A 21,283-nucleotide genomic window follows, 5' to 3' on the forward strand; every position below is an offset into this window, starting at 1 on the left:
ACGTCGGGCTGGCTCGGTGATAACCGCTGGTGCACGGCGGTTGCCTTACACCGCGACGCTGCTCGTCATCATCGCCATCTTCGGTATCGTCACCACCAACCTGTGGACGGACCTCTACGACACCGTGTGGTGGGACCGGCTCGCCTACGGGGTGCCGGCGCTCGAGGCCGGGCGCTGGTGGACACCAGTGACCGGGGCCTTCTTGGCGCAGTCGCCGCTCGACCACTTCCCTGCCCTCGTGTTCTTCGTGGTGGCGTGTGGGTTGTGCGAGTGGCGCCTCGGCTGGCGGCGGACCGCCATAGCGACCGTCGGAGGACAGCTGCTGGGGGTCTTCGGTGCAGCCGGGACTCTCGTGCTCGGACGGGCGATCGGATGGCAATGGGCCGCGCACACGGCTGACGAGCTCGATGCGGGCTGGACTGCCGGAGCGACAGCCGCAGTGATCGTGTGGGCCTACAGCCTGCGGGCCCCGTGGCGGCCCAGGATCGTCATCGGCACCCTGGGCTACTGCGTCATCAGCCTGGTCTGGGTCGGTCGGTTCGAGCACGTCGAGAACATCATCGCGGTCGTCTTCGGGATGGGCGTGGGACTGCAGATGGGCGGGCCCCGGCTGAGGTCTCGCAGCCCGACGCTGACCCGTCACGAGGTCCGGATCATCGCAGCCCTGCTGTTCGTGGTGGTGGCGACCGCACAGCTGTTGGCCATGGGCTACCCCAACGAGGGCCCACTCGGGCCCTCGGGCCTGGTCGTCACGCGGCCCTTGTTCATCGTCTTCATCGTGCTTCAGCTGCTGATCGCTGCCGGTCTGCACCGCGGCAGTCGGCTCGCGTGGTGGATCGCCATCGGGCTGACCGTCATCGGCCTGCTCGGCTGTCTCGTGCTGCGATCGTGGCCCCGGAGCCTGGCTGCCGCGGTTCTCTACCTGCCGCTGTTCCTCCTTTTACTGCGCAGCCGTCGGGCCTACACTGCCGACGTCTCGCCACCGACCTGGCGCCGGATTCGCCGCGACCTCGTCCTCATCGTCATCGGTTTCGTTGGCTATGTCGTTCTCGGCTTCACCCTGATCCACGGGTTCTCCCCCGCGGCCACGCCGAGCGAGGCGGTGAACATCGTCTTCCAGCGCGCGTTCTTCTCGTCTTCCGGGGGGCTGACCGCGACCACCCGACCGGCCCACATCTTCCTGGACTCCCTCTCGTTGGTCCCGATCGCCGTGATCCTCACGGTCGTGCTGCTGCTCGTACTGCGCACCCACCGGCCGGCTGCTGCCACCGGCCGCGAGCGGGCGTTGGAGCTGCTGCACACCTACGGAGGCGGCAACCTGTCCTGGATGGCGACCTGGGCCGACAATGTCCACTTCATCACGGCCGACGGTCACGCGGCGGTCACTTACCAGGTGCATAGCGGCACCGCGATCGTGTTGGGCGACCCCATCGGGGCCCCGGGGTCGGTGGACCGTGCGGTCATCGAGTTCGCTCGATACTGCGAGCTGCAGGGTTACCTGCCGTGCCTGTTCTCGTCCACCTCCATCGTGTTCCCGCAGACCCGCCAGCTGCAGTGGCGCAACGTCCAGGTCGCCGAGGACACCGTCATCGACCTCCCGACCCTCGAGTTCAAGGGCAAGGCCTGGCAGGACGTCCGAACCGCGCTCAACAAGGCCGCCAAGACCGGCATCACCTTCCGGCTGAGCCGCCTGCAGGACGAGTCGTTCGCCATGGTGCAACAGTGCCGGGGCATCTCGGACCAGTGGGTGACCGACAAGGGCATGCCCGAGATGGGCTTCACCCTCGGCGGGATCGACGAGGCCTCCGACCCCGAGGTGCGCGTCGGTCTGGCCGTCGACGGAGCCGGTGTGCTGCAGGGTGTGACGTCGTGGCTGCCGGTCTACGGTGAGGCCGGCGAGGTCCGCGGCTGGACGCTCGATGTGATGCGCCGCCGTCCCGACGGCTTCCGCAACGTCATGGAGTTCATGATCGCCTCGGCCTGCCTGGGCTTCAAGGCGACAGGAGCGCAGACGGCCTCACTCTCCGGGGCTCCCCTCGCGCGGTCCGAAGACGCCGACCAGCTCGGCGCGGTCGACATGGTGCTCAACCGGCTCGGCGAGACCCTCGAGCCGGTCTACGGCTTCCGGACCTTGCACCAGTTCAAGACCAAGTTCAAGCCACGCTACGTGCCGATGTACATGATCTACACCGACGAAGCCGCCCTGCCTCGCATCGGTATCGCCCTCACCCAGGCGTTCCTTCCAGGCGCGAGCCTTCGCCAGTATGCGTCAATGCTCGCGAGCGTCCGCGGCTGACCCGCCCAGGCAGCACGGGTTTCGGGAGTCCACCGCCGTGGGAGTCCGTGCGCTCGACTCCCACAAGTCAGGTGACCGCGGGTCAGCGTCGCACGAACGGGTTGTCCAACGCGCCGATCCCCTCGATCTCGATGCTCACTCGTTGTCCCGCGCTGACCGGGCCGACCCCTGCCGGCGTACCCGTGAGGATCACGTCGCCCGGCAGCAGCGTGAAGGCGGCCGAGGCATACGCGATCAGGGCTGCGACGTCATGGACCATGTCGGCGGTCCTGCCGTCCTGGACGACCTTCCCGTCGAGGCGGGTGACCAGGCGCAGGTCGGACGGGTCGAGCTCCGTCTCGACCCACGGGCCGAGCGGGCAGAACGAGTCGAACCCCTTGGCGCGCGCCCACTGTCCGTCGCTCTTCTGCAGGTCGCGAGCGGTGACGTCGTTGGCGACCGTGTAACCCCAGACGCAGTCGAGCGCGTCCTGGACGCGGACGTCCTTCGCAATTTTCCCGATAACCACAGCCAGCTCGCCCTCGTAGTCGACCTGGCGGCTCTGGCGTGGCATCACGACCGGGTCGCCCGGGCCGACGACGGCCGTGTTGGGGATCAGGAACATCATCGGCTCTGCCGGGACGACGTTGGCGAGCTCGGCAGCGTGGTCGGCATAGTTGCGGCCGATCCCGATGACCTTACTGCGGGGGATCACCGGCGCCAGCAGGCGTACCTCCTCCAGGGCGACCGTGGTGTCGTCGGGCACGACACCGATGTAGAGCGGGTCGCCTCGCAACCCCCGGACAACCTCGTCCCCCGGCTCACCGTCGATGACCCCGTATGCCGGGTCCTCCCCCGTCGTGTACCTCGCGATCCGCATCGGACCACCCTAAGGGCCGCGCTCAGCGGACGGCGATGACGGCCTTGGCCGTAGCTGCGCCCTGCTCCATCCTGCACCGCTTACCCTCGATCTCGTGGAGCTGCTGGCGGAACCCGTGTGGCGAGTGCGGGAGCGGGCGCACGCCGCCCGCGTCGACGCCGCCACGGCCGGGCACCGCACACGTCGGGCGAGCGGTGAGCCCCATCCCGTCGAGGACTTCCTGTTCACCTACTACTCCCTCTCCCCGTCGAAGCTGCGTCGCTGGCACCCGGGTCTCGGCGCCTCGCTGGCGGGCGCCGCCACCACCGAGCGGTCCGGCTGGCGGTTCTACCACGCGGACGGCGACACGGTGACGTTGGACGTGGAGGCGTTCCTGGCCGCCCGCGGCAGGACCGTCACCTTCGTCCGGGACCTGCTGGCAGCGACGTTGTCGCGCCCAGCCCACCTCAGCTGCTTCGGGCTGCACGAGTGGGCCATGGTGCACGGGTCCGGACGGTCCGACGGCGAGGTACCGAGGCACGGGAGCTATCCGCTGCGCCTCGGGCCCGCGGGCACCGACGACGTCGTGGAGTCGCACGCCGTGAGCTGCACGCACGCCGACGCATACCGGTTCTTCACGGCCAGTGCCCGTCCTCTCAACAGCCTTTCGCCTACGCGCGACTCGCAGGTCGCCCTCGAGCAGCCGGGCTGCCTGCATACCGGGATGGACTGCTACAAATGGGCTTACCAGCTCGCGCCGGCGAGCTCGAGCGCTCTGGTCGCGGACTGTTTCGACCTCGCTCGCGACATCCGGGTCCTGGACATGCGGGCCGCGCCCTACGACCTGACCGCGCTGGGGTTGCAGCCCGTATGCGTCGAGACCCGAGCGGGCAAGGCAGAGTACCTGGCGGCCCAGCGGGCTTTCGTCCCACGGGCGAACGCCCTGCGGCGCCGCATCCTCGAGGTGTGCGACGCGCTACTCGCCCACGCCGAGGGACGGGACGTCGAGCTCGAGCAGGGGCAGCTCCCGACCGGGGACGACGCTGCTCGGCACCGCACCGATCCGACTCGCGCCGTGGGCGAGGTAGAACGGCTCGGCGTGGGGGTCGGACTCGATCCGCAGAGCTCGCCAGCCTCGTGACCGGGCCGTGCGCACCGCGTCCGCGAGCAGCCGCCGGCCGAGCCCGGTGCCCACAGCCGAGGGGTCGACGAAGAGCATGGCGAGCTGCCCGAGCATCGGGTCCGGCTCGGCCAGCCCCTCGGCCTCGCCGAGGAGATGGAACCCGAGCACCGTCGCGTCGACGACGGCAAGCATCGATGCGCCAGCCTCGGAGCCGCTCACCGTCAGGTCTGCGCGGCACGCCTCGAGGAAGGCGGCGTCATAGCCCCAGTAACCCTTGCTGCGCAACGCGAGGTCGCTGAGCAGCGCGGCCTCGTCGGGCCGGCCTCGCCGCAGCGCGGCAGCCGAGCGAACCAGGCCCTACTCCCCGCGCTCGATCCGGCGGCGCTCGTCGTGAGCGTCCCTGCCGCGGCGACGGCTCCGGTCGCCGTCCCCGGCATAGAGCACGACGCCCAGGGCGGGGATGAGAAGGAAGAAGATCCACTGCTTGGTGATGAAGAACAACGCGACTGCGACGAACGGGGTCACGCCGAGGATCGCGTCGCGGTGCTGTGCGGCCCAGGAGTCAGGCGGGAACATCCCTCCGCGGCCCTCGGGTGCCGACGGTGGCACGGAGCCGCTCGTCGCGGCGGTCTGGCCAGCTGCGGTCCCCGGTGTGGCCGCCGGTCCGGACACGACGTCCTGGGCCGTGGACGCGGCTGGGCTTCGTCCACCGGGCAGGTCGGTGAAGAGCGCGTCGAGGTCGCCGCGAGTCGTTGCGGAGTATGCAGCGGTGGTCCGGCGCTCGTGCTCGGCAGGGTCGAGCCGGCCGGCGTTCCACTGCTCACCCAGGGCGGCGATAGCGGCTTGACGCTCGTCGTTCCCGACCCGCACCGAGGGGTCGTCACCAGTAGTCATAGTTCCATCATGGAGGACGGGCGGTCCGGCGCTGCATACATCCGTCAGGTTTCGGGAAACCTGCCGTCCAACCGCCGGTCAGCGCACCGGCACCTGGTGGCGCAGCAGCCCGAACGTGATGCCATCGACCAGCGCCTGCCAGGACGCCTCGACGATGTTGGCAGCCACTCCGACCGTCTCCCACGACGTCTCCCCGTCGGAGGTCTCGATCAGCACGCGGGTCACGGCGTCCGTGCCGTGCGCGGCATCGAGGATGCGCACCCGGAAGTCGATCAGCTCGAGCTTGTCGATCTCCGGGTAAACCTGAACCATCGCCTGACGCAGCGCGTGGTCCAGCGCGTTGACCGGTCCGTTCCCCTCGCCGGTCGCGACGAACCGCCGGCGGTCGGCGACCAGCTTGACAGTCGCCTCGGAGGTTGCCCCCACCTCGCCGCGCTGGTCCGTGATCACCCGCCACGACTCGACGTCGAAGTAGGACAACGTCGTGCCGGAGACGGCGTTGCGCAGCAGCAGCTCGAACGACGCGTCGGCAGCGTCGTAGGTGTAGCCCACAAGCTCGCGCGCCTTGACGTCGGCCAGCACGCTCGCCACGAGCTCGGGTCGGTTGCTGAGGTCGATGCCGAGCTCGCGAGCCTTGAGCTCGATGCTGGCCCGGCCGGCCATGTCGGACACCAGCGTCCGCATCGAGTTGCCGACCGCCGCCGGGTCGGTGTGCTGGTAGAGGCCCGGGTCGACCTTGAGCGCGCTCGCGTGCAGACCGGCCTTGTGCGCGAACGCGCTCGACCCCACATACGGCTGCCGGCTGTAGGGCGGGACGTTGGTGACCTCGCTGATGGCGTGGGCGACGCGCATCGCGTCGCGCAACCGCTCGTCGGGGAGCAGCCGGAGTCCGGACTTCAGCTGGAGGTTGCTCACGACGGTGAGCAGGTCGGCGTTCCCCGTGCGCTCGCCGTAGCCGTTCACCGTTCCCTGGACGTGTGTTGCGCCCGCAGACACCGCAGCCATCGAGTTCGCCACGGCGCACCCGGTGTCGTTGTGGCAGTGGATGCCGATCCTGGTGAGCCCACCACCGGTGGCGAGGACATCGGCGACCACCGTCTCGACCTGGTCCGGGAGCATCCCGCCGTTGGTGTCGCACAGGGCCACCACCTCCGCGCCCGCCTCGGCGGCCACGCGCACGGCCGCCAACGCGTACGAGCGGTCCACGGCATACCCGTCGAAGAAGTGCTCCGCGTCGAGGAAGACGCGCCGGCCTTCGCCACGCAGGTACGAGACGGTGTCCCTGATCATCTCGAGGTTCTCCTCGAGGGTGGTGCGCAGGGCCTCCTGGACGTGGCGCACGTGCGACTTCGCCACGAGGGTGACGACGGAGGCTCCCGAGTCGACCAGCGCGCGCACCAACGGGTCCGCCTCGGCTCTGGACCCCGCACGCCGGGTTGCCCCGAACGCCGCGAGCGTCGCGTTCTGCAGGTCCAGCTCGTCGCGGGCCCGGGCGAAGAACTCCGTGTCCTTGGGGTTCGCCCCCGGCCACCCGCCCTCGATGAAACCGACGCCGAGCTCGTCCAGATGCCGGGCGATGGCGAGCTTGTCACCCACCGAGAGGTTAAGACCTTCCTGCTGGGCACCGTCGCGCAGGGTGGTGTCATAGACGTGCAGGTCGCTCATCGTCGTGCTCCTCATGGTGCTGGTCCGTGTGACTGTCCGTGTGACTGTCCGTGCGACTGCCCTGGTGACCGTCTCGCCGCTCGTGTCCCAGGCGGGGTGTACCCGGACACAAAAAGACCTCCCGGGTTGCGGGAGGTCAGCGCGACGAGAAGGCTCGTCGCGCTAGCAGATAATGAGCGAGGCGTGCTGGTCGGTCACCACGGTCACGGAAGTCACGACATTCACTCTGCCTGCTTGTCCACGATGTGACAAGGCTGTCTCGCCATCCGGCCCGCCCCTCTTCGAACCAGCGACGCTGGTAGACGGAGCGAGTTGGCCGCGGTGACGGACTAGTGCAGCCCGTCCAGCATGGCTTCCAGCGTGACCGCAACGCCGTCCTCGTCGTTGCCGGGTATGACGTGGTCGGCGGCGGCCAGCACGTCGGGGTGCGCGCCCCGAACGGCGAAGGCCGTGCCCGCCCAGGTGAACATCGGTAGGTCGTTGGGCATATCCCCGAACGCCCAGACGTCGGCGGCGTCGATCCCGAGGTCGGTGCACCAGGTCGCGAGCGCCGTCGCCTTCGTGACTCCGGGTGCGGAGATCTCGGCCAAGCCCCCGGCTCCGGAGTACGCGACTATCCCACGCTCGCCCACCACCCGCTCGACCGCGTCGAGGAACTCTGTCTCCGACAGCGTGGGGTGACGTCCGAGCAGCTTGCCGACGGACTCCCCGGTGAGGCCCTCGATCGGGCCGCGTACGGCATCGGGCGGCATGGGGTGGAGGTCGAGATAACCCTCCTCCATCCCGAACCCCGACGCCCGCTCCGCGGCAAACGTCACACCCGGGATCTCACGCCTCAGGTCGGCCACGATAGCTGCCACCTGGCCGGGGCCGATTCCCTTGTGGGACAGCACTTCTCGCGTCGGGACATGATAGACGAACGCGCCGTTGCCACAGATCGCGACGCCGCCGTCCCCGACGATCGAGACCAGCGCGTCGAGCCACCGCGGCGGTCTGGCGGTGACGAGGACGATCCGTATGCCGGCAGCCTGGACCGCGCGCAGCACCCGACCCGTTCGCTGCGAGGCGGTCCCGTCCGAGCGCAGCAGGGTGCCGTCGAGGTCCGTCGCCACGAGCCGCGGCACACGAGCGCCAAGAGGCATACCGGCTCGTGGCGTCAGGTCGGGTAGTCGGCTCAGGCCAGCTGCGTCAGCCAACCTCGGCTGTCCTCGACTCGTCCGTACTGGATGTCGAGCAGCATCTCGCGTAACCGCAGGGCGACGGACTCGGGCACGCCCATGGCCGGCTCGCTGTCGGCTGGCCCGTACGAACGGTGGTCGACGCTGCCGCCGTCCCACTTGAGCTCGCCGACGGGCGTGATGACGGCCGCTGTGCCACAGGCGAAGACCTCGGCGAGCTCGCCGGAGCGGGCCGCGTCCTTCCACTCCGCGATCGGGATGCGCCGCTCCTCGGGCTGCAGGCCGAGGTCCTTGGCGAGCTCGAGGATCGAGGACCGCGTGACGCCCTCGAGGATCGAGCCGTTGAGCTCGGGAGTGACGAGCCGGCCGTCGCGGTAGACGAGGAACAGGTTCATTCCGCCGAGCTCCTCGATGTAGTCGTGGGTCGAGGAGTCGAGGAACACGGCCTGGTCGCAACCGTGCTGGGCGCCTTCCATCTGACCGGCAAGGCTGGAGGCGTAGTTGCCGCCGCACTTGGCGGCGCCGGTCCCGCCGTCCCCGGCGCGGGCGAAGTCCGTCGAGACCCACAGCGAGATCGGCTTCGCGCCACCGGAGAAGTAGGCCGCGGCCGGCGAGGCAATGACGCAGTAGGTCACCTCGGCCGCGGGTCGCACCCCCAGGAAGACCTCCGACGCGAACATGAACGGGCGCAGGTAGAGGCTCTTCTCCCCCGACGGACCGGGCTCGGGCACCCAGTCGACGTCGGTCGAGACCAACGCCCGCAACGACTCGATGAAGTCCGACTCGGGAAGCTCCGGCAGGGCCAGCCGCCGCGCGCTGCGGTTGAACCGCGCGGCGTTCGCCTCGGGCCGGAACGTCCACACGGAGCCGTCCGCGTGACGGTAGGCCTTCATCCCCTCAAAGATCTCCTGCGCGTAGTGCAGCACAGCGGCGGCTGGGTCGAGCAACAGGGGACCGTATGCGGTCACCTCGGCGTCGTGCCACCCGGCACCCAAGGTCCAGGTGGCGCGCACCATGTGGTCGGTGAAGGTCTTGCCGAACCCCGGGTCGCTGAGGACGATCTCGCGCTCGAGGTCGCCGAGCCGGTCGTCGCGCTCGGTGATGCTGAAGGCGAGGGCCGGGTGCGGGTGGGCGTGGAGGCCCTGCTGGTGCTGGTCGGCGGTCCGCCGGTCCGTCGTCTGCGTCATGGGGTCCTCCGAAAGGTCGGGTGGTTCGTGCGCGTCGGCACCGCCTGTCCGGGTGCCTTTCCGGATAGGTGTCCGGATAGGTGTCCGGATACTGAGACTACGCGGCTGTCCCGCGCGGCCGATCTCGGGGTCGTGAGCTCAGGCCAGGCGGGCGGCAATGGCGTCGCCGACGGCGTGGGTTGTGCGCGACGCTGACGGAGCGGTCCCCCGCTCGGCGAGGTCCGCGGCAACCGCCTCCTCGACACGACGTGCCTCTTCATGCCGGCCCAGATGCTGCAAGAGCATCGCTACGGACAGGATCGTCGCCGTCGGGTCGGCCTTGGCCTGGCCGGCAATGTCAGGCGCCGAGCCGTGGACCGGCTCGAACATGCTGGGCGTGGTGCGCTCGGGGTTGATGTTCCCGCTTGCTGCCAGCCCGATACCGCCCGCGATGGCGGCGGCGATGTCGGTGATGATGTCCCCGAACAGGTTGTCCGTGACGATGACGTCGAACCGTCCCGGGTCGGTGGTGAGGAAGATGGTCGCCGCGTCGACGTGCTGGTAGGCCGTCTCCACGTCCGGGAACCCCGCCCCGACCTCTTCGACCGTGCGGCGCCACAGGTGCCCGGCATACGTCAGCACGTTGTGCTTGTGCACGAGCGTGAGGTGCCGCCGTGGCCGGGCCTGGGCGCGGGCGAAGGCGTCGCGCACCACCCGCTCGACGCCGAACCGGGTGTTGATGCTGACTTCGGTCGCGACCTCGTTCGGCGTGCCGGTACGCAGCGACCCGCCGTTTCCGACGTAAGGCCCCTCGGTTCCCTCCCGGACGACGACAAAGTCAATCCCGCCGGGTGCCACCCGGGCGACGTCGAGTGGCGACGTGACGCCTGGGTAGAGCTTGGCGGGTCGCAGGTTGACGTACTGCTCCAACCCGAACCGGATGGCGAGCAGCACGCCGCGTTCGAGGACCCCGCTGGGGACGCTGGGGTCGCCGATCGCGCCCAGCAGGATGGCGTCGTGCCCGCGCAGCTCATCGAGAACGCTGGCTGGAAGCGTCTCGCCCGTGGCCTGCCAACGACGAGCGCCGAGGTCATATGCGGTGGTAGCAATTGTCAGACCGGTCGGGCCGGTCACCGCCTCGAGGACCTTCAGCCCCTCGGCGACGACCTCCGGACCGATGCCGTCGCCACCGATGACCGCGAGGTCGAGCGTGGTCGCGGCGTCAGCCTGGTCGTCGGCGTGGTCGTCGGCGGCCGGGCGGAGCGTGGTGGTCGTCATGAAACCTCAGGGTAGGTCGCGGCGACACCGGTCGGCGGATGCCAGACTCGTTCGGTCGTGTTCAGTCGTCGGAGTGGCCCTGGTCGCGCAGGTCCATCGACTCCTGCAGCGCTTGGCGGGCCTTCTGAGCCTCTTCGCTCATGGTCGTTCACGTCCTTCGGATCATGACTGTGGAATTGACCTGGCTCTTTCGAGCGGGTCGCAAGGTTGACAGCGGGTGCCAGCAGGGGCACGCGGGTTCTCCGCGGCGAGAGCGCTGACTAACGGAGTTCGGCGCGGCAGGCAATGAGTACGAGCCACCGCGTCATGGGTGTCAGATTACGTGGACGTCCAACTAAATGACAGTACGGTTCCACCATCCGGACCACCATCGAGCCGGCTGCCCACGCCCCTCCCCCGTTACGCCGAGAGGCCAGGTTCTGCTCTCGGGAGGCCGCCAGATGCGCAGAAAGTGACCTTCCGTGTTGGCCGATCGTGGCCCCTGTGGATGACGGAGGCCGTCGCGATCACGACTGCGCGAGCCTTTGCGTATGCGTCCCGCTCGCGCCCTTCCCCCCGCGCTGGCGGGCGGGCCGTTTCGCGTGGGAGACGCGCTGGCGGCTGGGGTCACCCCGGGTCGCGTCCGTGGTCGCGACCTCGTCGCGCCGCTGTGGGGCGTCCGTTCACACGCGGACGAGGAGCCCGACTTCCTCGCTCGACTCAGGGCGACCGAGCAGGTTCGGCCCGACGGGACCGCATACTCGCACGAGACGGCGGCCCGGCTGCAGCGGCTGCCGCTCCCTGACCAGTGGGACCCGGCCGAGCCCGTCCACCTCTGCGGACCGACGGACCTCCCGAGAGCTCGACGTCGCGGCGTCGTCTCCCATCGCGGCCTCGAGCGACGAGGCCTGCTGACCGTCGGCGGTATGGCGTGCACCGACCCTTGTACCACCTGGGCCGACCTGGCCGAGAGGCTGACCCTGGATGATCTCGTGGCGCTCGGAGATGCCGTCGTGCGCCGAAGTGGAGGCACTCCACTCGCCCGTCTCATCGCCACGGTCGAGAGCCGAGGAGGCGACCGGGCAGTCACGCGGATGCGGGCGGCCGCTGCACTCGTGCGGGTCGGCAGCGAGTCGCCCATGGAGACCCGCGCCCGGCTGCTCGTCGTCCGCAGTGGGCTGCCCGAGCCGGAGCTCAACGTCGCGGTGCTCGACGCTGACGGCGGGTGGCTGGCTACCGGCGACCTCGTATGGAAGGCGCGTCGGGTGGTGGCCGAGTTCGACGGCGACCACCACCGAGTCGACCGACGTCAGTGGCAGGTAGACGTGGCCCGGCGAGAAGCCGTCGTCGAGGCAGGCTGGACCTACGTCCAGCTCACGGCTCGGTCGGTCACCGACCCCACGTGGGTGGCCCGTACGTTGAGCCGCCTCCGCCGACTGCTGGTGCCAAGGGGTCAGCTTCTGTCGTCGGGAGGCACCCACGGCTACAGAAGCTGACCAGTCGCCGAGGCCGGCTGGGTGGGCGTTGTGCCCGGACGTCAGAGGTTGACGACCGAGAACGACTCGGCACCGATCGCGTCGGCGATCCGGGCGGCGACGGACTGCGGCATCGCGGTGTCGACGTTGAGCAGCACCAGAGCCATACCCTTCGCCTGGCTGCGAGCCACCTGCATACCGCCGATGTTGATCCCCTCGGCTCCGAGAATCTGGCCCATCTGGCCCACGACGCCGGGACGGTCGGTATAGGTGAAGACCGCCAGGTGGTCGGTCAACAGCACCTCGAGGTCGAACCCGTTGACGCCGACGATCTTCTCGATCATCCGGGGTCCGGTCAGCGTGCCCGCGACCGACACCTCCGAGCCGTCCGACATCGTCCCCCGCAGCGTGGTCACGTTGCGGAAGTCGCCGCTCGCCGGGTCGGTCACCAGCCGCGTCTCGCAACCGCGCTGCTCGGCGATGGCCGGGGCGTTGACGTAAGAGACCTGCTCTTCGACGACGTCCTGGAACAGGCCTTTCAGGGCAGACAGCTTCCACACCGAGACGTCGTGCTCGGTGATCTCGCCGCGCACGTCGATGTCGAGCTGGACGGGTACCTGCCCGGCGACGGCCGTGAAGATCCGGCCGAGCTTCTCGACCAGGGCGATACCGGGCCGGACCTCCTCGTCGATGGCCCCTCCGGAGACGTTCACGGCATCGGGCACCAGGTCGCCACCGAGGGCGAGACGCACCGACTTAGCGACCGAGACACCCGCTTTCTCTTGCGCCTCGTCGGTGGAGGCGCCGAGGTGCGGCGTGACGACGACCGACTCGAACTCGAAGAGCGGTGACTGCGTGGTCGGCTCCGCCGCGAACACGTCGATGCCCGCACCGCCGACCCGGCCCTCGCGAATCGCGTCGGCAAGCGCGGTCTCGTCGACGATTCCTCCGCGGGCAGCGTTGATGATGCGCACCGTCGGCTTGACCTTGGTCAGCGCCTCCGCACCGATCAGTCCGACGGTCTCAGGCGTCTTCGGCAGGTGCACCGTGATGAAGTCCGACTCGGCGAGCAGCTCGTCCAGACCCACGAGGCGGGCGCCGAGCTGGGCCGCCTTGGCGGGCGAGGTATAGGGGTCATAGGCCAGCAGGGTCATCCCGAACCCCTTGAGCCGCTCCGCGACCAGTGCGCCGATCCGACCGAGCCCGACGATGCCGACGGTCTTGTCGAGCAGCTCGACGCCGCCGTACGCGCTCCGCTTCCACGCACCCGCCTTGAGTGCGGCGTTGGCCGGCGCGATGTTGCGCGCGCTGGCCAGCAGCAGGCCGATGGCGAGCTCGGCCGCGGAGGTGATGTTGGACGTGGGAGCGTTCACGACCATGACACCGGCCCGCGTCGATGCCGGGACGTCCACGTTGTCGAGCCCGACCCCGGCGCGCGCGATCACCTTGAGCCGGGGCGCGACGGCAATGGCCTCGGCGTCCATCTTCGTGGCGGACCGGATGAGGATGGCGTCGACGTCGGCGAGCGCGGGGAGCAGCTGTGCACGGTCGGCACCGTCCGTGTGACGGATCTCGAAGTCCGGCCCCAAGGCGTCGATCGTGGCGGGTGAGAGCTCCTCGGCAATGAGGACGACGGGCTTGGTCACGTGCGGGTCCAATCAGCTGGGTCCGGGTCGATGCACTGCCGGTGCCGAAGTGTCACACCGAGTCTGCCGCCGGGATTCTAGGCGGTATGCCGGCACGCCCCTCCGACCGTCTCACGGCCTCTCCGGTGGAATGACTCGCGCCGGGGCGCCGACGAGGAACACCCAGAAGGTCAGGCCGAACGGCCCGTCGTCAGCGGGCAGCTGAGCCCTCGACGTAGTCGGAGTCGGAGTCCTTGATCCAGCTCATCAGCCCGCGTAGCTCCTTGCCGGTTGCTTCGATCGGGTGCTGAGCACCCTTCTCGCGCAACGCCTTGAACTCCGGACCGCCGGCGTCCTGGTCGTCGATGAACCGCTGGGCGAACGCGCCACTCTTGATGTCGGCGAGCACGGCCTGCATGTTCTCCTTCACGTGCGGGTCGATCACGCGGGGACCGGAGACGTAGTCACCGTACTCCGCGGTGTCCGACACCGACCAGCGCTGCTTCGCGATGCCGCCCTCGATCATCAGGTCGACGATCAGCTTGAGTTCGTGCAGGCACTCGAAGTAGGCGACCTCCGGCTGATAACCCGCCTCGGTCAGCGTCTCGAACCCGTACATCACCAGCTGCGACGCACCCCCGCACAGCACGGACTGCTCGCCGAACAGGTCGGTCTCGGTCTCCTCCGTGAACGTCGTCTTGATCCCGCCGGCGCGCAGCCCGCCGATCGCCTTGGCGTACGAGGCGGTCAGGTCCCACGCCGTGCCGGACGGGTCCTGCTCGACCGCCAGCAGGACGGGAACCCCGCGTCCGTCGACGAACTCGCGGCGGACCAGGTGTCCGGGACCTTTCGGCGCCACCATGAGAACGTCGGATCCGGGCTCCGGCTTGATATAGCCGAACCGGATGTTGAACCCGTGGCCGAACAGCAGGCCCGCACCATCCTTGAGGTTCGGCTGGATCTCCTGCGCGTAGACCGTGCGCTGCACCTGGTCGGGAGTGAGGATGACGACGAGGTCGGCCTCCTTGACCGCGTCGGCCACCGACTTCACCGTCAGGCCTTCCGCTTCGGCCTTGGCCTTGGACCGGCTCCCCTCGGCGAGACCGACGCGGACGTCGACACCGGAGTCGCGCAGGTTGAGGGCGTGTGCATGGCCCTGGCTTCCATAACCGACGACGGCGACCTTCGTGGCCTGGATGAGCGACAGGTCGGCGTCGTCGTCGTAGAACATCTCGGCCATGGTGGACAGCTCCTTGGGGTTTGACTTCGGTTGCGGGACAGCAGTTTTCAGTAGAGCGACAACACAGTATGCCGCGAGGCACCTCAGGCCGTGCGGAGGCTCCGATCGGTGATCGAGCGAGGACCGCGGCCCACGCCGACCATGCCCGACTGCACCAGCTCGCGCACACCGTAGGGCTCGAGCTGGTGCAGGAGGGCCTGGACCTTTTCGGACTTGCCGGTGCACTCGATCGTCAGGCTGTCATGGGCGACGTCGATGACCTTGGCCCGGAACAGCTCGACCGTCTCCAGGATCGCCGACCGGCTGGCGGGGTCGGCCCGCACCTTGATCAGGACGACCTGGCGCTGGACCGAGGCGTGGGGGTCGAGCTCGACCACCTTGAGCACCTCGACCAGCTTGTTCAGCTGTTTGGTCACCTGCTCGAGCGGCAGCTCGTCGACGTCGACAACCACCGTCATCCGCGAGATATCGGAGTGTTCGGTCGGTCCCACCGCGAGGGAGTCGATGTTGAAGCCCCGTCGGGAGAACAGCCCGGCGATGCGGGCGAGGACGCCGGGTTTGTCCTCGACGAGGACGGAGAGGGTGTGCTTGGGCATCGGTTCGTTCCTGCCGTCAGTCTTCGCGGTCCCACAGGGGAGCTTCACCACGCGCGTTGAGAATCTTGTCGTTGCTCACGCCCGAGGGGACCATCGGCCACACCATCGCGTCGCGGTGGACGACGAAGTCGATGACGACCGGACGGTCGTTGATGGCGAGCGCCTGACGGATCACCTCGTCGACCTCGGCCTCTGTCTCCGCCCGCAGCCCGACGCAGCCATAGGCGTCGGCAAGCTTGACGAAGTCGGGGATGCGCCGTTGGATGCCGTTGTCCTGGCTGCTGGTGTGCAGGTCGGTGTTCGAGTACCGCTGGTTGTAGAAGAGCGTCTGCCACTGCCGCACCATGCCCAGGCTGGAGTTGTTGATGATGGCGACCTTGATCGGGATGTCGTTGATGACGCAGGTGGCCAGCTCCTGGTTGGTCATCTGGAAGCACCCGTCGCCGTCGATCGCCCAGACCACCCGGTCTGGCTGACCGACCTGCGCGCCCATCGCCGCGGGCACCGAGTAGCCCATCGTCCCCAGCCCACCCGAGTTGAGCCACGCGTTCGGCCGCTCGTACTGGATGAACTGGGCGGCCCACATCTGGTGCTGGCCGACCCCGGCGACGTAGGTCGCCTCCGGGCCGGTGAGCTTGCCGATCCGCTCGATGACGAACTGCGGGGACAGCCCCTGCTCGTCGTTGGTGTACCCGAGCGGGAAGGTCGACTTCCACTCGGACGTGGTCGCCCGCCACTCGGCGTAGTCGCCCAGCGGCAGTGCGTCGTCTCCGCTCAGCACCGCGACGAGGTCGCGGATCACCTCGGTCGCGTCGCCCACGATCGGTACGTCGGCGAGCCGGTTCTTGGAGATCTCCGCCGGGTCGATGTCCGCGTGGATCACCTTGGCGCCCACCGCGAACGTCGACAGCTGGCCGGTCACCCGGTCGTCGAACCGGGCGCCCAGCGCGATCAGCAGGTCCGACTTCTGCAGGGCCGTCACCGCTGCCACGGTGCCGTGCATGCCCGGCATACCGAGGTTGAGCGGGTGGGTGTCGGGGACGGCGCCCCGGGCCATCAAGGTCGTCACCACCGGGATCTGGGTGAGGTCCACCAGCTTGCGCAGCTCCTCGCTGGCGCCCGAGCGGATCACACCGCCGCCGACGTAGAGCACCGGGCGACGCGCCGCAGCGATCAGCCGCGCGGCCTCCCGGATCTGCTTGCTGTGCGGTCGGATCACCGGTCGGTACCCAGGCAGGTCGATCTGCGGCGGCCAGGAGAAGGACGTGGTCCCTTGCAACGCGTCCTTGCTGATGTCGACGAGAACCGGCCCGGGGCGCCCGGTGGAGGCCACGTGGAACGCCTCGGCCAGCGCCCGCGGGATCTCCGCGGGGTCGGTGACGAGGTAGTTGTGCTTGGTGATCGGCATGGTGATGCCCCGGATGTCGGCCTCCTGGAAGGCGTCCGTGCCGATGGACTTGCTGGAGACCTGCCCGGTGATCGCCACGACCGGCATGGAGTCCATGTAAGCGTCCGCGAGCGGGGTCACGAGGTTGGTCGCTCCCGGGCCCGAGGTGGCCATACACACCCCGACGCGACCGGTGGCAGCGGCATACCCCTCGGCGGCATGGCCTGCTCCCTGCTCGTGGCGCACGAGGATGTGGCGCACCGAGGTGGAGTCCATCAGCGGGTCGTAGGCGGGCAGGATCGCGCCGCCGGGGATTCCGAAAACGGTGTCGACGCCGAGCGCCTCGAGCGACATCACGAGAGCCTGGGCCCCGGTCACCTGGGTCGGGGCTGGTAGGGGCGGGGAGCTGACCGGCGAGACCGGCCGGGGCTCGGGGCCGGCGGGCCGGGCCCGCGCGTGCGCGAGGTCAGCCGGGGAGGGTCGCACCGGTGTCGCTCCGTTGGCCACGGTCCACCACTTCTTTCCTGTTCGTCTCGCTCGATCGTGCGTCATCCGACAAAAAAACCCCTCGGTCCCAGGGGACGGAAGGGGCAGCGCGCTGAGGGTGGCTGGTCGCCGGCTCAGACGCGCTGATCGAGTACGAGTGTCTTACGCACCATGCCACCGTGCCCCGCCCGGTGCCACCTGTCAATCACGGCCCGTCCCCGTCTCATCATCTGGAACACACGTCCGCCCAGTGGACGGTCCGCCGTCACCCGATGTTCATTCGGGCCTTGAGGGTTTCGCGCTTGTCCTCGAACCGCGCAGCCTGCTTGTCCAGACCGTCCATGAAGTTCGCCAGCTCGGTGCGCGCCGCCTCTCCCTCCTTTGACAGCCCCTCGATCTCGAAGACCTTCCAGTAGCGCAGAACCGGCATGACGACCTCGTCACGGTGCGAGCGCAGGTCGTAGATCCCGGCGACCGCCATCTCGACCGCCTTGCGCTGGAAGCCGGGGATGTCGGACCCGGGCATGTGGAAGCCGGTGACGACATCGAGGATCGCCTGCATCGCCTGGTCGGGGTCGAGCGCGATGGCCGCCTGCATGAGGTTGCGGTAGAAGACCATGTGAAGGTTCTCGTCGGCGGCGATGCGGGCGAGCAGCCGTTCGGCCATCGGGTCATCGGTGTACTTGCCCGTGTTGCGGTGGCTGACCCGCGTCGCGAGCTCCTGGAACGAGACATAGGCGAGCGAGTGCATCATCGAGTCGCCGTGGTCGGCGGCATAGCCCTGAGACATGTGGGTCATCCGGAACCGCTCCAGCGCCACCGGGTCGACGGACCGCTTGACCAGCAGGTAGTCCCGCATCGCGATCCCGTGCCGACCCTCTTCGGCGGTCCACCGGTGCACCCACGAGCCCCACGCATCGTCGCGCCCGAAGATCGTCGCGATCTCGTGGTGGTAGCTCGGCAGGTTGTCCTCGGTCAGCAGGTTGACGATGAGGGCGGAACGGGCGACGTCGCTCATCGGCGAGTCGTCGGGGCTCCACGCGTCACCTCCCATCAGGCCGTCGAAGTTGCGGCCCTCGCTCCACGGGATGTAGTCGTGCGGGAACCACTCCTTGGCGACCGCCAGGTGCCGGTTCAGCTCCGTCTCGACCACCGGGTTGAGCTCCTTGAGGAGCGCGGTCTGGGTCCACGTGTCGGGCATGACCCGAAGGCTACGCCTGCGTCGGGTTGTCGGGGCCGAGCGCTGAACCCAGCAGGCAGCCCGGTGCAGGGTGGAACGGTCGTGAGTATGCCCGTGCCGCAGGACGGCGACGGGACCGGTTGCTCGCGGCGCTGGGCTGTCACGTCGCCCAGTCCTCATGAGAGCTGGGGCGACCCGGCGCAGGCGTGGTCGAATGAGAGAGTGCTCTACGCCGATGCGTCACGACGAACCTTGGCCTCTGCGGCAGCGGTCGAGGGGTTTTTCGCATTCGTGTGGTTCGGTTGGGGCCAGGAGGGTCCGCCTCCTGGAGTGCCATCCGTCCTCGGGGCCGGCGCCGTCTTGGCCGTGCTGGTCGTGGTGGGTGGGGTGCTGGCCGCACGTCGCGCGCGCAACCAGCCGTCCCCGGTTGACGGGGCGGCCGCCGGAAAGCGTTTTGGGATTGTCGTTGGGGTCGAGTTCGCACTTGTCGGTCTAGGCGCGGCGATCTTGGGTTTCACTAGCCACCCCGAGTTCATTGCCGCCTGGACCTGTCTGGTGGTCGGCGTCCACTTCCTGCCTCTGGCACGACTCTTCGTGGGCATCGGGATGGCGCCTCTGGCAGGCGCGGTCTCCGTCGTGGGTGTTGCAGCATTCGTGGTCGGTGCAACGACGACGGTTCTCCCGAGTACCGTCGCCGGGTTGGGCGCCGGAGCGTGCTTGCTCGGACATAGCGCGTCAATGCTGCTAGCCAGACATCCCGCTGCGGGTTGAGCGCAATGCCTGGCCGACCTCAGATGGTCCGCTCGACGCAAGACGGTACGGCACTGACCAGTCCGTCTCCGGGTGGCCGATGGAGGCGGTAATCGTCAACACCCCGCACCCTCGGCCTGGTGAGCGAGTCGGCTCTGGAACTGCGCGGGTCGGGTGTGTCTGGTGCACGCCCAACACCACGGCTCAGTCGAGGAGCCCGCGCTTGCGAGCCACAGCCACCGCGGCGGTGCGCGAGTCGACACCCAGCTTCTCGAAGAGGTGGCTCAGATGGGTCTTGACTGTGGCTCGACTGACGAACAGCCCCTTGGCGATATCGTTGTTGGACAACCCATCTGCGACGAGGACAAGTACCTCGTGCTCGCGTTCGCTCAGTTGGCGGTGTCCGTCGCGCATGGTCTCGACCGCACGTCGGGTGAGGTCCGCCGACAGTACGGTCTCCCCCGCGGCGGCCGCGCGGATGGCTGCGACGATCTCCGCCGCAGCGGCATCCTTGAGGAGGTAGCCGGCCGCGCCGGCCTCGACAGCCCGCACGATATCGGTGCCGTGGTCGAAGGTCGTGAGGATGAGCACGGCGACGTCGGGGTGCCTAGCACGGACGGCGCGGGCGACTGCGACGCCGTCGAGGCCGGCACCGAGACGGAGGTCGCTGAGCACGACATCCGGCAGCGAGGACCCCACCAAGGTCAGGGCCTCTTCGCCGTCACCGGCCTCGCCGACGACGACGACGGCCGGGGAGGCCGCGAGGAGCGTACGCATGCCGGAGCGGACGACAGGGTGGTCGTCGACGATGAGGACGCGGATGGGTCCGCCGGCTCGGTCGGGCCCGGTCATCGCCGGTACGCCTCGCCGAGGGGGAGGTGGGCCGAGAGTGCGGTGCCTTCCGCGGGCGCCGACTCGAGCTCGAGGTCTCCGCCGAGCTCGCGCAGCCGCGCCTTGGTCGAGGGGAGTCCGTAACCGCCCTGGCTGTAGACGCCCGCTCGACCCTCCAACGCATCAGGGACGAACCCCCTGCCGTCGTCGACGACGTCGAGCCGCACCGTGCGCTCCAGACCCGACAGCGTGACAACGACCCGAGTCGCCTGCGAATGAACCCGGACGTTGGCCAGCGCGCCTTGAGCGGTTCGGAGCAAGGCGACTTCGACGGGTGTCGGCAAACGCTCGAGGTCCCCCTCGACCCGTAGGTCGGTGCGGATGCCGGTCTCGTCGGCCAGCGTGTCGAGCAGACGGTGCAGTGCCTGCGTCAGGCCGTTCTCCGACAACAGCGGGGGCGCGAGCGCGCTGACGACGCTGCGCGCCTCGGCGAGGTTGGCTCCGGCCGTGGACTCGATCTGGGCGAGCAGGTCGGCGAGGGCAGCGTCGCCCTCGATGACCGAACGGCCCCGCGCGAGCAGCAGGATGGAGGAGAACCCCTGGGCGAGGGTGTCGTGGATGTCCCGGGACAGCCGGGTCCGTTCCTCTGAGGCCCCGGCCTCACGCTGGACGGCGGCGAGCTCGTCGTGCAGAACCGCCGTCTCGTGCTGGGCACGGACCAGAGACTCCACGAGCTGTTGTCGTTCGAGGCCGTCTCGAACGAGCTGGTACTGCCCCCTCGCCAAGGCCACTGCGAACAACGCACCGACCGCGGGACCCAGCACCGCCGCCAGAGTCAGCTCTCCCGTGGCCGCCCACGGTCGCCAGACCACAAGCGCAAGGACACCGAGGCTGACCGCCAGGGCCCAGCGCAGCCGGAAAAAGTGCGGGATGAGCAGCCACAGGCTGAAGGCCAACCAGACGTTCTCAGCAGACACCAGCACGAGGGCGACCCAGCCCGCGAGCAACCCGACCATCCACCACTGTGAGGCTGCAGCATACGGTTGGGGCCTGGTCGTAGCGGTCGGCGTCGCGCCGTCGCCGCCGACCGTAGGACCCTCACCGGGGTGCCGCCCGGAGACCGACTGTCTGGAGCGCTGGACCCCGACGGCGTACCACCCGGCGAACGCCAGGACAGCCACGACCAGGGCCGCCCGGGGCGCTCCGCTCGACCACGCTCGGGTGACGCACACGGCTGTGAGCACGCCGAAGAGGGTGTGCTGCATCGCCGTCAGCGCGCGGATCGCCGTCACCACC

General features: G+C 69.1%; 17 protein-coding genes and 1 pseudogene. 4 read left to right on the forward strand and 14 right to left on the reverse strand.

All coding sequences use genetic code 11. The annotated features are described in order from the left end of the window. Window positions 1-40: 40 nt before the first annotated feature. Window positions 41-2,296, forward strand: coding sequence for a DUF2156 domain-containing protein (locus ABI385_RS09315; protein ID WP_348103470.1), 2,256 nt, complete (start codon window positions 41-43; stop codon window positions 2,294-2,296). A gap of 82 nt (window positions 2,297-2,378) precedes the next feature. Here the strand turns inward: ABI385_RS09315 and ABI385_RS09320 are convergent, their stop codons facing one another. Next, window positions 2,379-3,155 carry a fumarylacetoacetate hydrolase family protein gene (locus ABI385_RS09320; RefSeq protein WP_348103471.1) on the reverse strand — a complete coding sequence of 259 codons (777 nt, stop codon included), beginning with the start codon at window positions 3,153-3,155 and terminating at the stop codon, window positions 2,379-2,381. A 94-nt stretch (window positions 3,156-3,249) separates the two neighbouring features. Here ABI385_RS09320 and ABI385_RS09325 point away from each other — a divergent pair, with 94 nt between their 5' ends. Then, window positions 3,250-4,275 (forward strand): 3-methyladenine DNA glycosylase, encoded by a 1,026-nt coding sequence (locus ABI385_RS09325; protein WP_348103472.1) that lies wholly within the window; start codon window positions 3,250-3,252, stop codon window positions 4,273-4,275. Here the strand turns inward: ABI385_RS09325 and ABI385_RS09330 are convergent. The 6 genes and pseudogenes from ABI385_RS09330 to ABI385_RS09355 form a co-directional block, all read right to left on the reverse strand. Next, window positions 4,267-4,449 (reverse strand): annotated as a pseudogene (locus tag ABI385_RS09330) (GNAT family N-acetyltransferase); the annotation flags it as partial. The gene ABI385_RS09325 and the pseudogene ABI385_RS09330 sit on opposite strands and share 9 nt — an antisense overlap. A 165-nt stretch (window positions 4,450-4,614) precedes the next feature. After that, the gene (locus ABI385_RS09335) at window positions 4,615-5,151 is read right to left on the reverse strand and encodes a DUF1707 domain-containing protein (RefSeq protein WP_348103473.1); all 537 of its coding nucleotides are present in this window, start codon (window positions 5,149-5,151) and stop codon (window positions 4,615-4,617) included. Window positions 5,152-5,229: 78 nt separating this feature from the next. After that, on the reverse strand, window positions 5,230-6,831 hold the full coding sequence (gene cimA / locus ABI385_RS09340) for a citramalate synthase (RefSeq protein ID WP_348103474.1): 1,602 nt from the start codon (window positions 6,829-6,831) through the stop codon (window positions 5,230-5,232). 314 nt (window positions 6,832-7,145) lie between these two features. Then, on the reverse strand, window positions 7,146-8,012 hold the full coding sequence (locus tag ABI385_RS09345) for an HAD family hydrolase (protein WP_348103475.1): 867 nt from the start codon (window positions 8,010-8,012) through the stop codon (window positions 7,146-7,148). Next, window positions 7,991-9,181: a branched-chain amino acid aminotransferase gene (locus ABI385_RS09350; protein WP_348103476.1), complete on the reverse strand. Its 1,191-nt coding sequence runs from the start codon at window positions 9,179-9,181 to the stop codon at window positions 7,991-7,993. The genes ABI385_RS09345 and ABI385_RS09350 overlap by 22 nt, the downstream gene beginning before the upstream one ends. A 138-nt stretch (window positions 9,182-9,319) precedes the next feature. Beyond that, window positions 9,320-10,438, reverse strand: a complete 1,119-nt coding sequence (locus tag ABI385_RS09355; RefSeq protein WP_348103477.1) for a 3-isopropylmalate dehydrogenase — start codon at window positions 10,436-10,438, stop codon at window positions 9,320-9,322. 530 nt (window positions 10,439-10,968) lie between these two features. Here ABI385_RS09355 and ABI385_RS09360 point away from each other — a divergent pair. After that, complete coding sequence (locus tag ABI385_RS09360; protein ID WP_348103478.1) at window positions 10,969-11,913, forward strand: hypothetical protein; 945 nt, start codon at window positions 10,969-10,971, stop codon at window positions 11,911-11,913. A gap of 41 nt (window positions 11,914-11,954) precedes the next feature. On the opposite strand, the gene serA is transcribed toward ABI385_RS09360, so the two are convergent. The 5 genes from serA to ABI385_RS09385 all read right to left on the reverse strand — a co-directional run bounded on the left by serA (window position 11,955) and on the right by ABI385_RS09385 (window position 18,427). Then, window positions 11,955-13,538: a phosphoglycerate dehydrogenase gene (gene serA / locus ABI385_RS09365; protein WP_348103479.1), complete on the reverse strand. Its 1,584-nt coding sequence runs from the start codon at window positions 13,536-13,538 to the stop codon at window positions 11,955-11,957. Between the two features lie 190 nt (window positions 13,539-13,728). Next, the gene (gene ilvC / locus ABI385_RS09370; protein ID WP_348103480.1) at window positions 13,729-14,757 is read right to left on the reverse strand and encodes a ketol-acid reductoisomerase; all 1,029 of its coding nucleotides are present in this window, start codon (window positions 14,755-14,757) and stop codon (window positions 13,729-13,731) included. Between the two features lie 83 nt (window positions 14,758-14,840). Beyond that, window positions 14,841-15,353 (reverse strand): acetolactate synthase small subunit, encoded by a 513-nt coding sequence (gene ilvN, locus ABI385_RS09375; protein ID WP_348103481.1) that lies wholly within the window; start codon window positions 15,351-15,353, stop codon window positions 14,841-14,843. Between the two features lie 16 nt (window positions 15,354-15,369). Continuing rightward, the gene (locus tag ABI385_RS09380; RefSeq protein WP_407068250.1) at window positions 15,370-17,292 is read right to left on the reverse strand and encodes an acetolactate synthase large subunit; all 1,923 of its coding nucleotides are present in this window, start codon (window positions 17,290-17,292) and stop codon (window positions 15,370-15,372) included. 199 nt (window positions 17,293-17,491) lie between these two features. Beyond that, complete coding sequence (locus ABI385_RS09385) at window positions 17,492-18,427, reverse strand: acyl-ACP desaturase (RefSeq protein ID WP_348103483.1); 936 nt, start codon at window positions 18,425-18,427, stop codon at window positions 17,492-17,494. A gap of 81 nt (window positions 18,428-18,508) precedes the next feature. On the opposite strand from ABI385_RS09385, the gene ABI385_RS09390 reads away from it, so the two are divergent. Next, window positions 18,509-19,177 carry a hypothetical protein gene (locus ABI385_RS09390; RefSeq protein ID WP_348103484.1) on the forward strand — a complete coding sequence of 223 codons (669 nt, stop codon included), beginning with the start codon at window positions 18,509-18,511 and terminating at the stop codon, window positions 19,175-19,177. Window positions 19,178-19,360: 183 nt separating this feature from the next. Here the strand turns inward: ABI385_RS09390 and ABI385_RS09395 are convergent, their stop codons facing one another. Together ABI385_RS09395 and ABI385_RS09400 are read right to left on the reverse strand one after the other, a co-directional pair. Then, the gene (locus tag ABI385_RS09395; protein ID WP_348103485.1) at window positions 19,361-20,008 is read right to left on the reverse strand and encodes a response regulator transcription factor; all 648 of its coding nucleotides are present in this window, start codon (window positions 20,006-20,008) and stop codon (window positions 19,361-19,363) included. Then, complete coding sequence (locus ABI385_RS09400; RefSeq protein WP_348103486.1) at window positions 20,005-21,282, reverse strand: sensor histidine kinase; 1,278 nt, start codon at window positions 21,280-21,282, stop codon at window positions 20,005-20,007. Before ABI385_RS09400 ends, ABI385_RS09395 begins: the two co-directional genes overlap by 4 nt. Window position 21,283: the final 1 nt, after the last annotated feature.

Source organism: Lapillicoccus sp., from assembly GCF_039935575.1.
GTDB lineage: Bacteria > Actinomycetota > Actinomycetes > Actinomycetales > Dermatophilaceae > Lapillicoccus.

Coding starts and splice junctions, on each gene's coding strand:
- ABI385_RS09320 (WP_348103471.1), bottom strand. CDS start 3,155: ATGCGGATCGCGAGGTACACGACGGGGGAGGACCCGGCATACGGGGTC.
- ABI385_RS09335 (WP_348103473.1), bottom strand. CDS start 5,151: ATGACTACTGGTGACGACCCCTCGGTGCGGGTCGGGAACGACGAGCGT.
- cimA (WP_348103474.1), bottom strand. CDS start 6,831: ATGAGGAGCACGACGATGAGCGACCTGCACGTCTATGACACCACCCTG.
- ABI385_RS09350 (WP_348103476.1), bottom strand. CDS start 9,181: ATGACGCAGACGACGGACCGGCGGACCGCCGACCAGCACCAGCAGGGC.
- ABI385_RS09355 (WP_348103477.1), bottom strand. CDS start 10,438: ATGACGACCACCACGCTCCGCCCGGCCGCCGACGACCACGCCGACGAC.
- ABI385_RS09360 (WP_348103478.1), top strand. CDS start 10,969: ATGCGTCCCGCTCGCGCCCTTCCCCCCGCGCTGGCGGGCGGGCCGTTT.
- ilvC (WP_348103480.1), bottom strand. CDS start 14,757: ATGGCCGAGATGTTCTACGACGACGACGCCGACCTGTCGCTCATCCAG.
- ilvN (WP_348103481.1), bottom strand. CDS start 15,353: ATGCCCAAGCACACCCTCTCCGTCCTCGTCGAGGACAAACCCGGCGTC.
- ABI385_RS09380 (WP_407068250.1), bottom strand. CDS start 17,292: ATGACGCACGATCGAGCGAGACGAACAGGAAAGAAGTGGTGGACCGTG.
- ABI385_RS09385 (WP_348103483.1), bottom strand. CDS start 18,427: ATGCCCGACACGTGGACCCAGACCGCGCTCCTCAAGGAGCTCAACCCG.
- ABI385_RS09395 (WP_348103485.1), bottom strand. CDS start 20,008: ATGACCGGGCCCGACCGAGCCGGCGGACCCATCCGCGTCCTCATCGTC.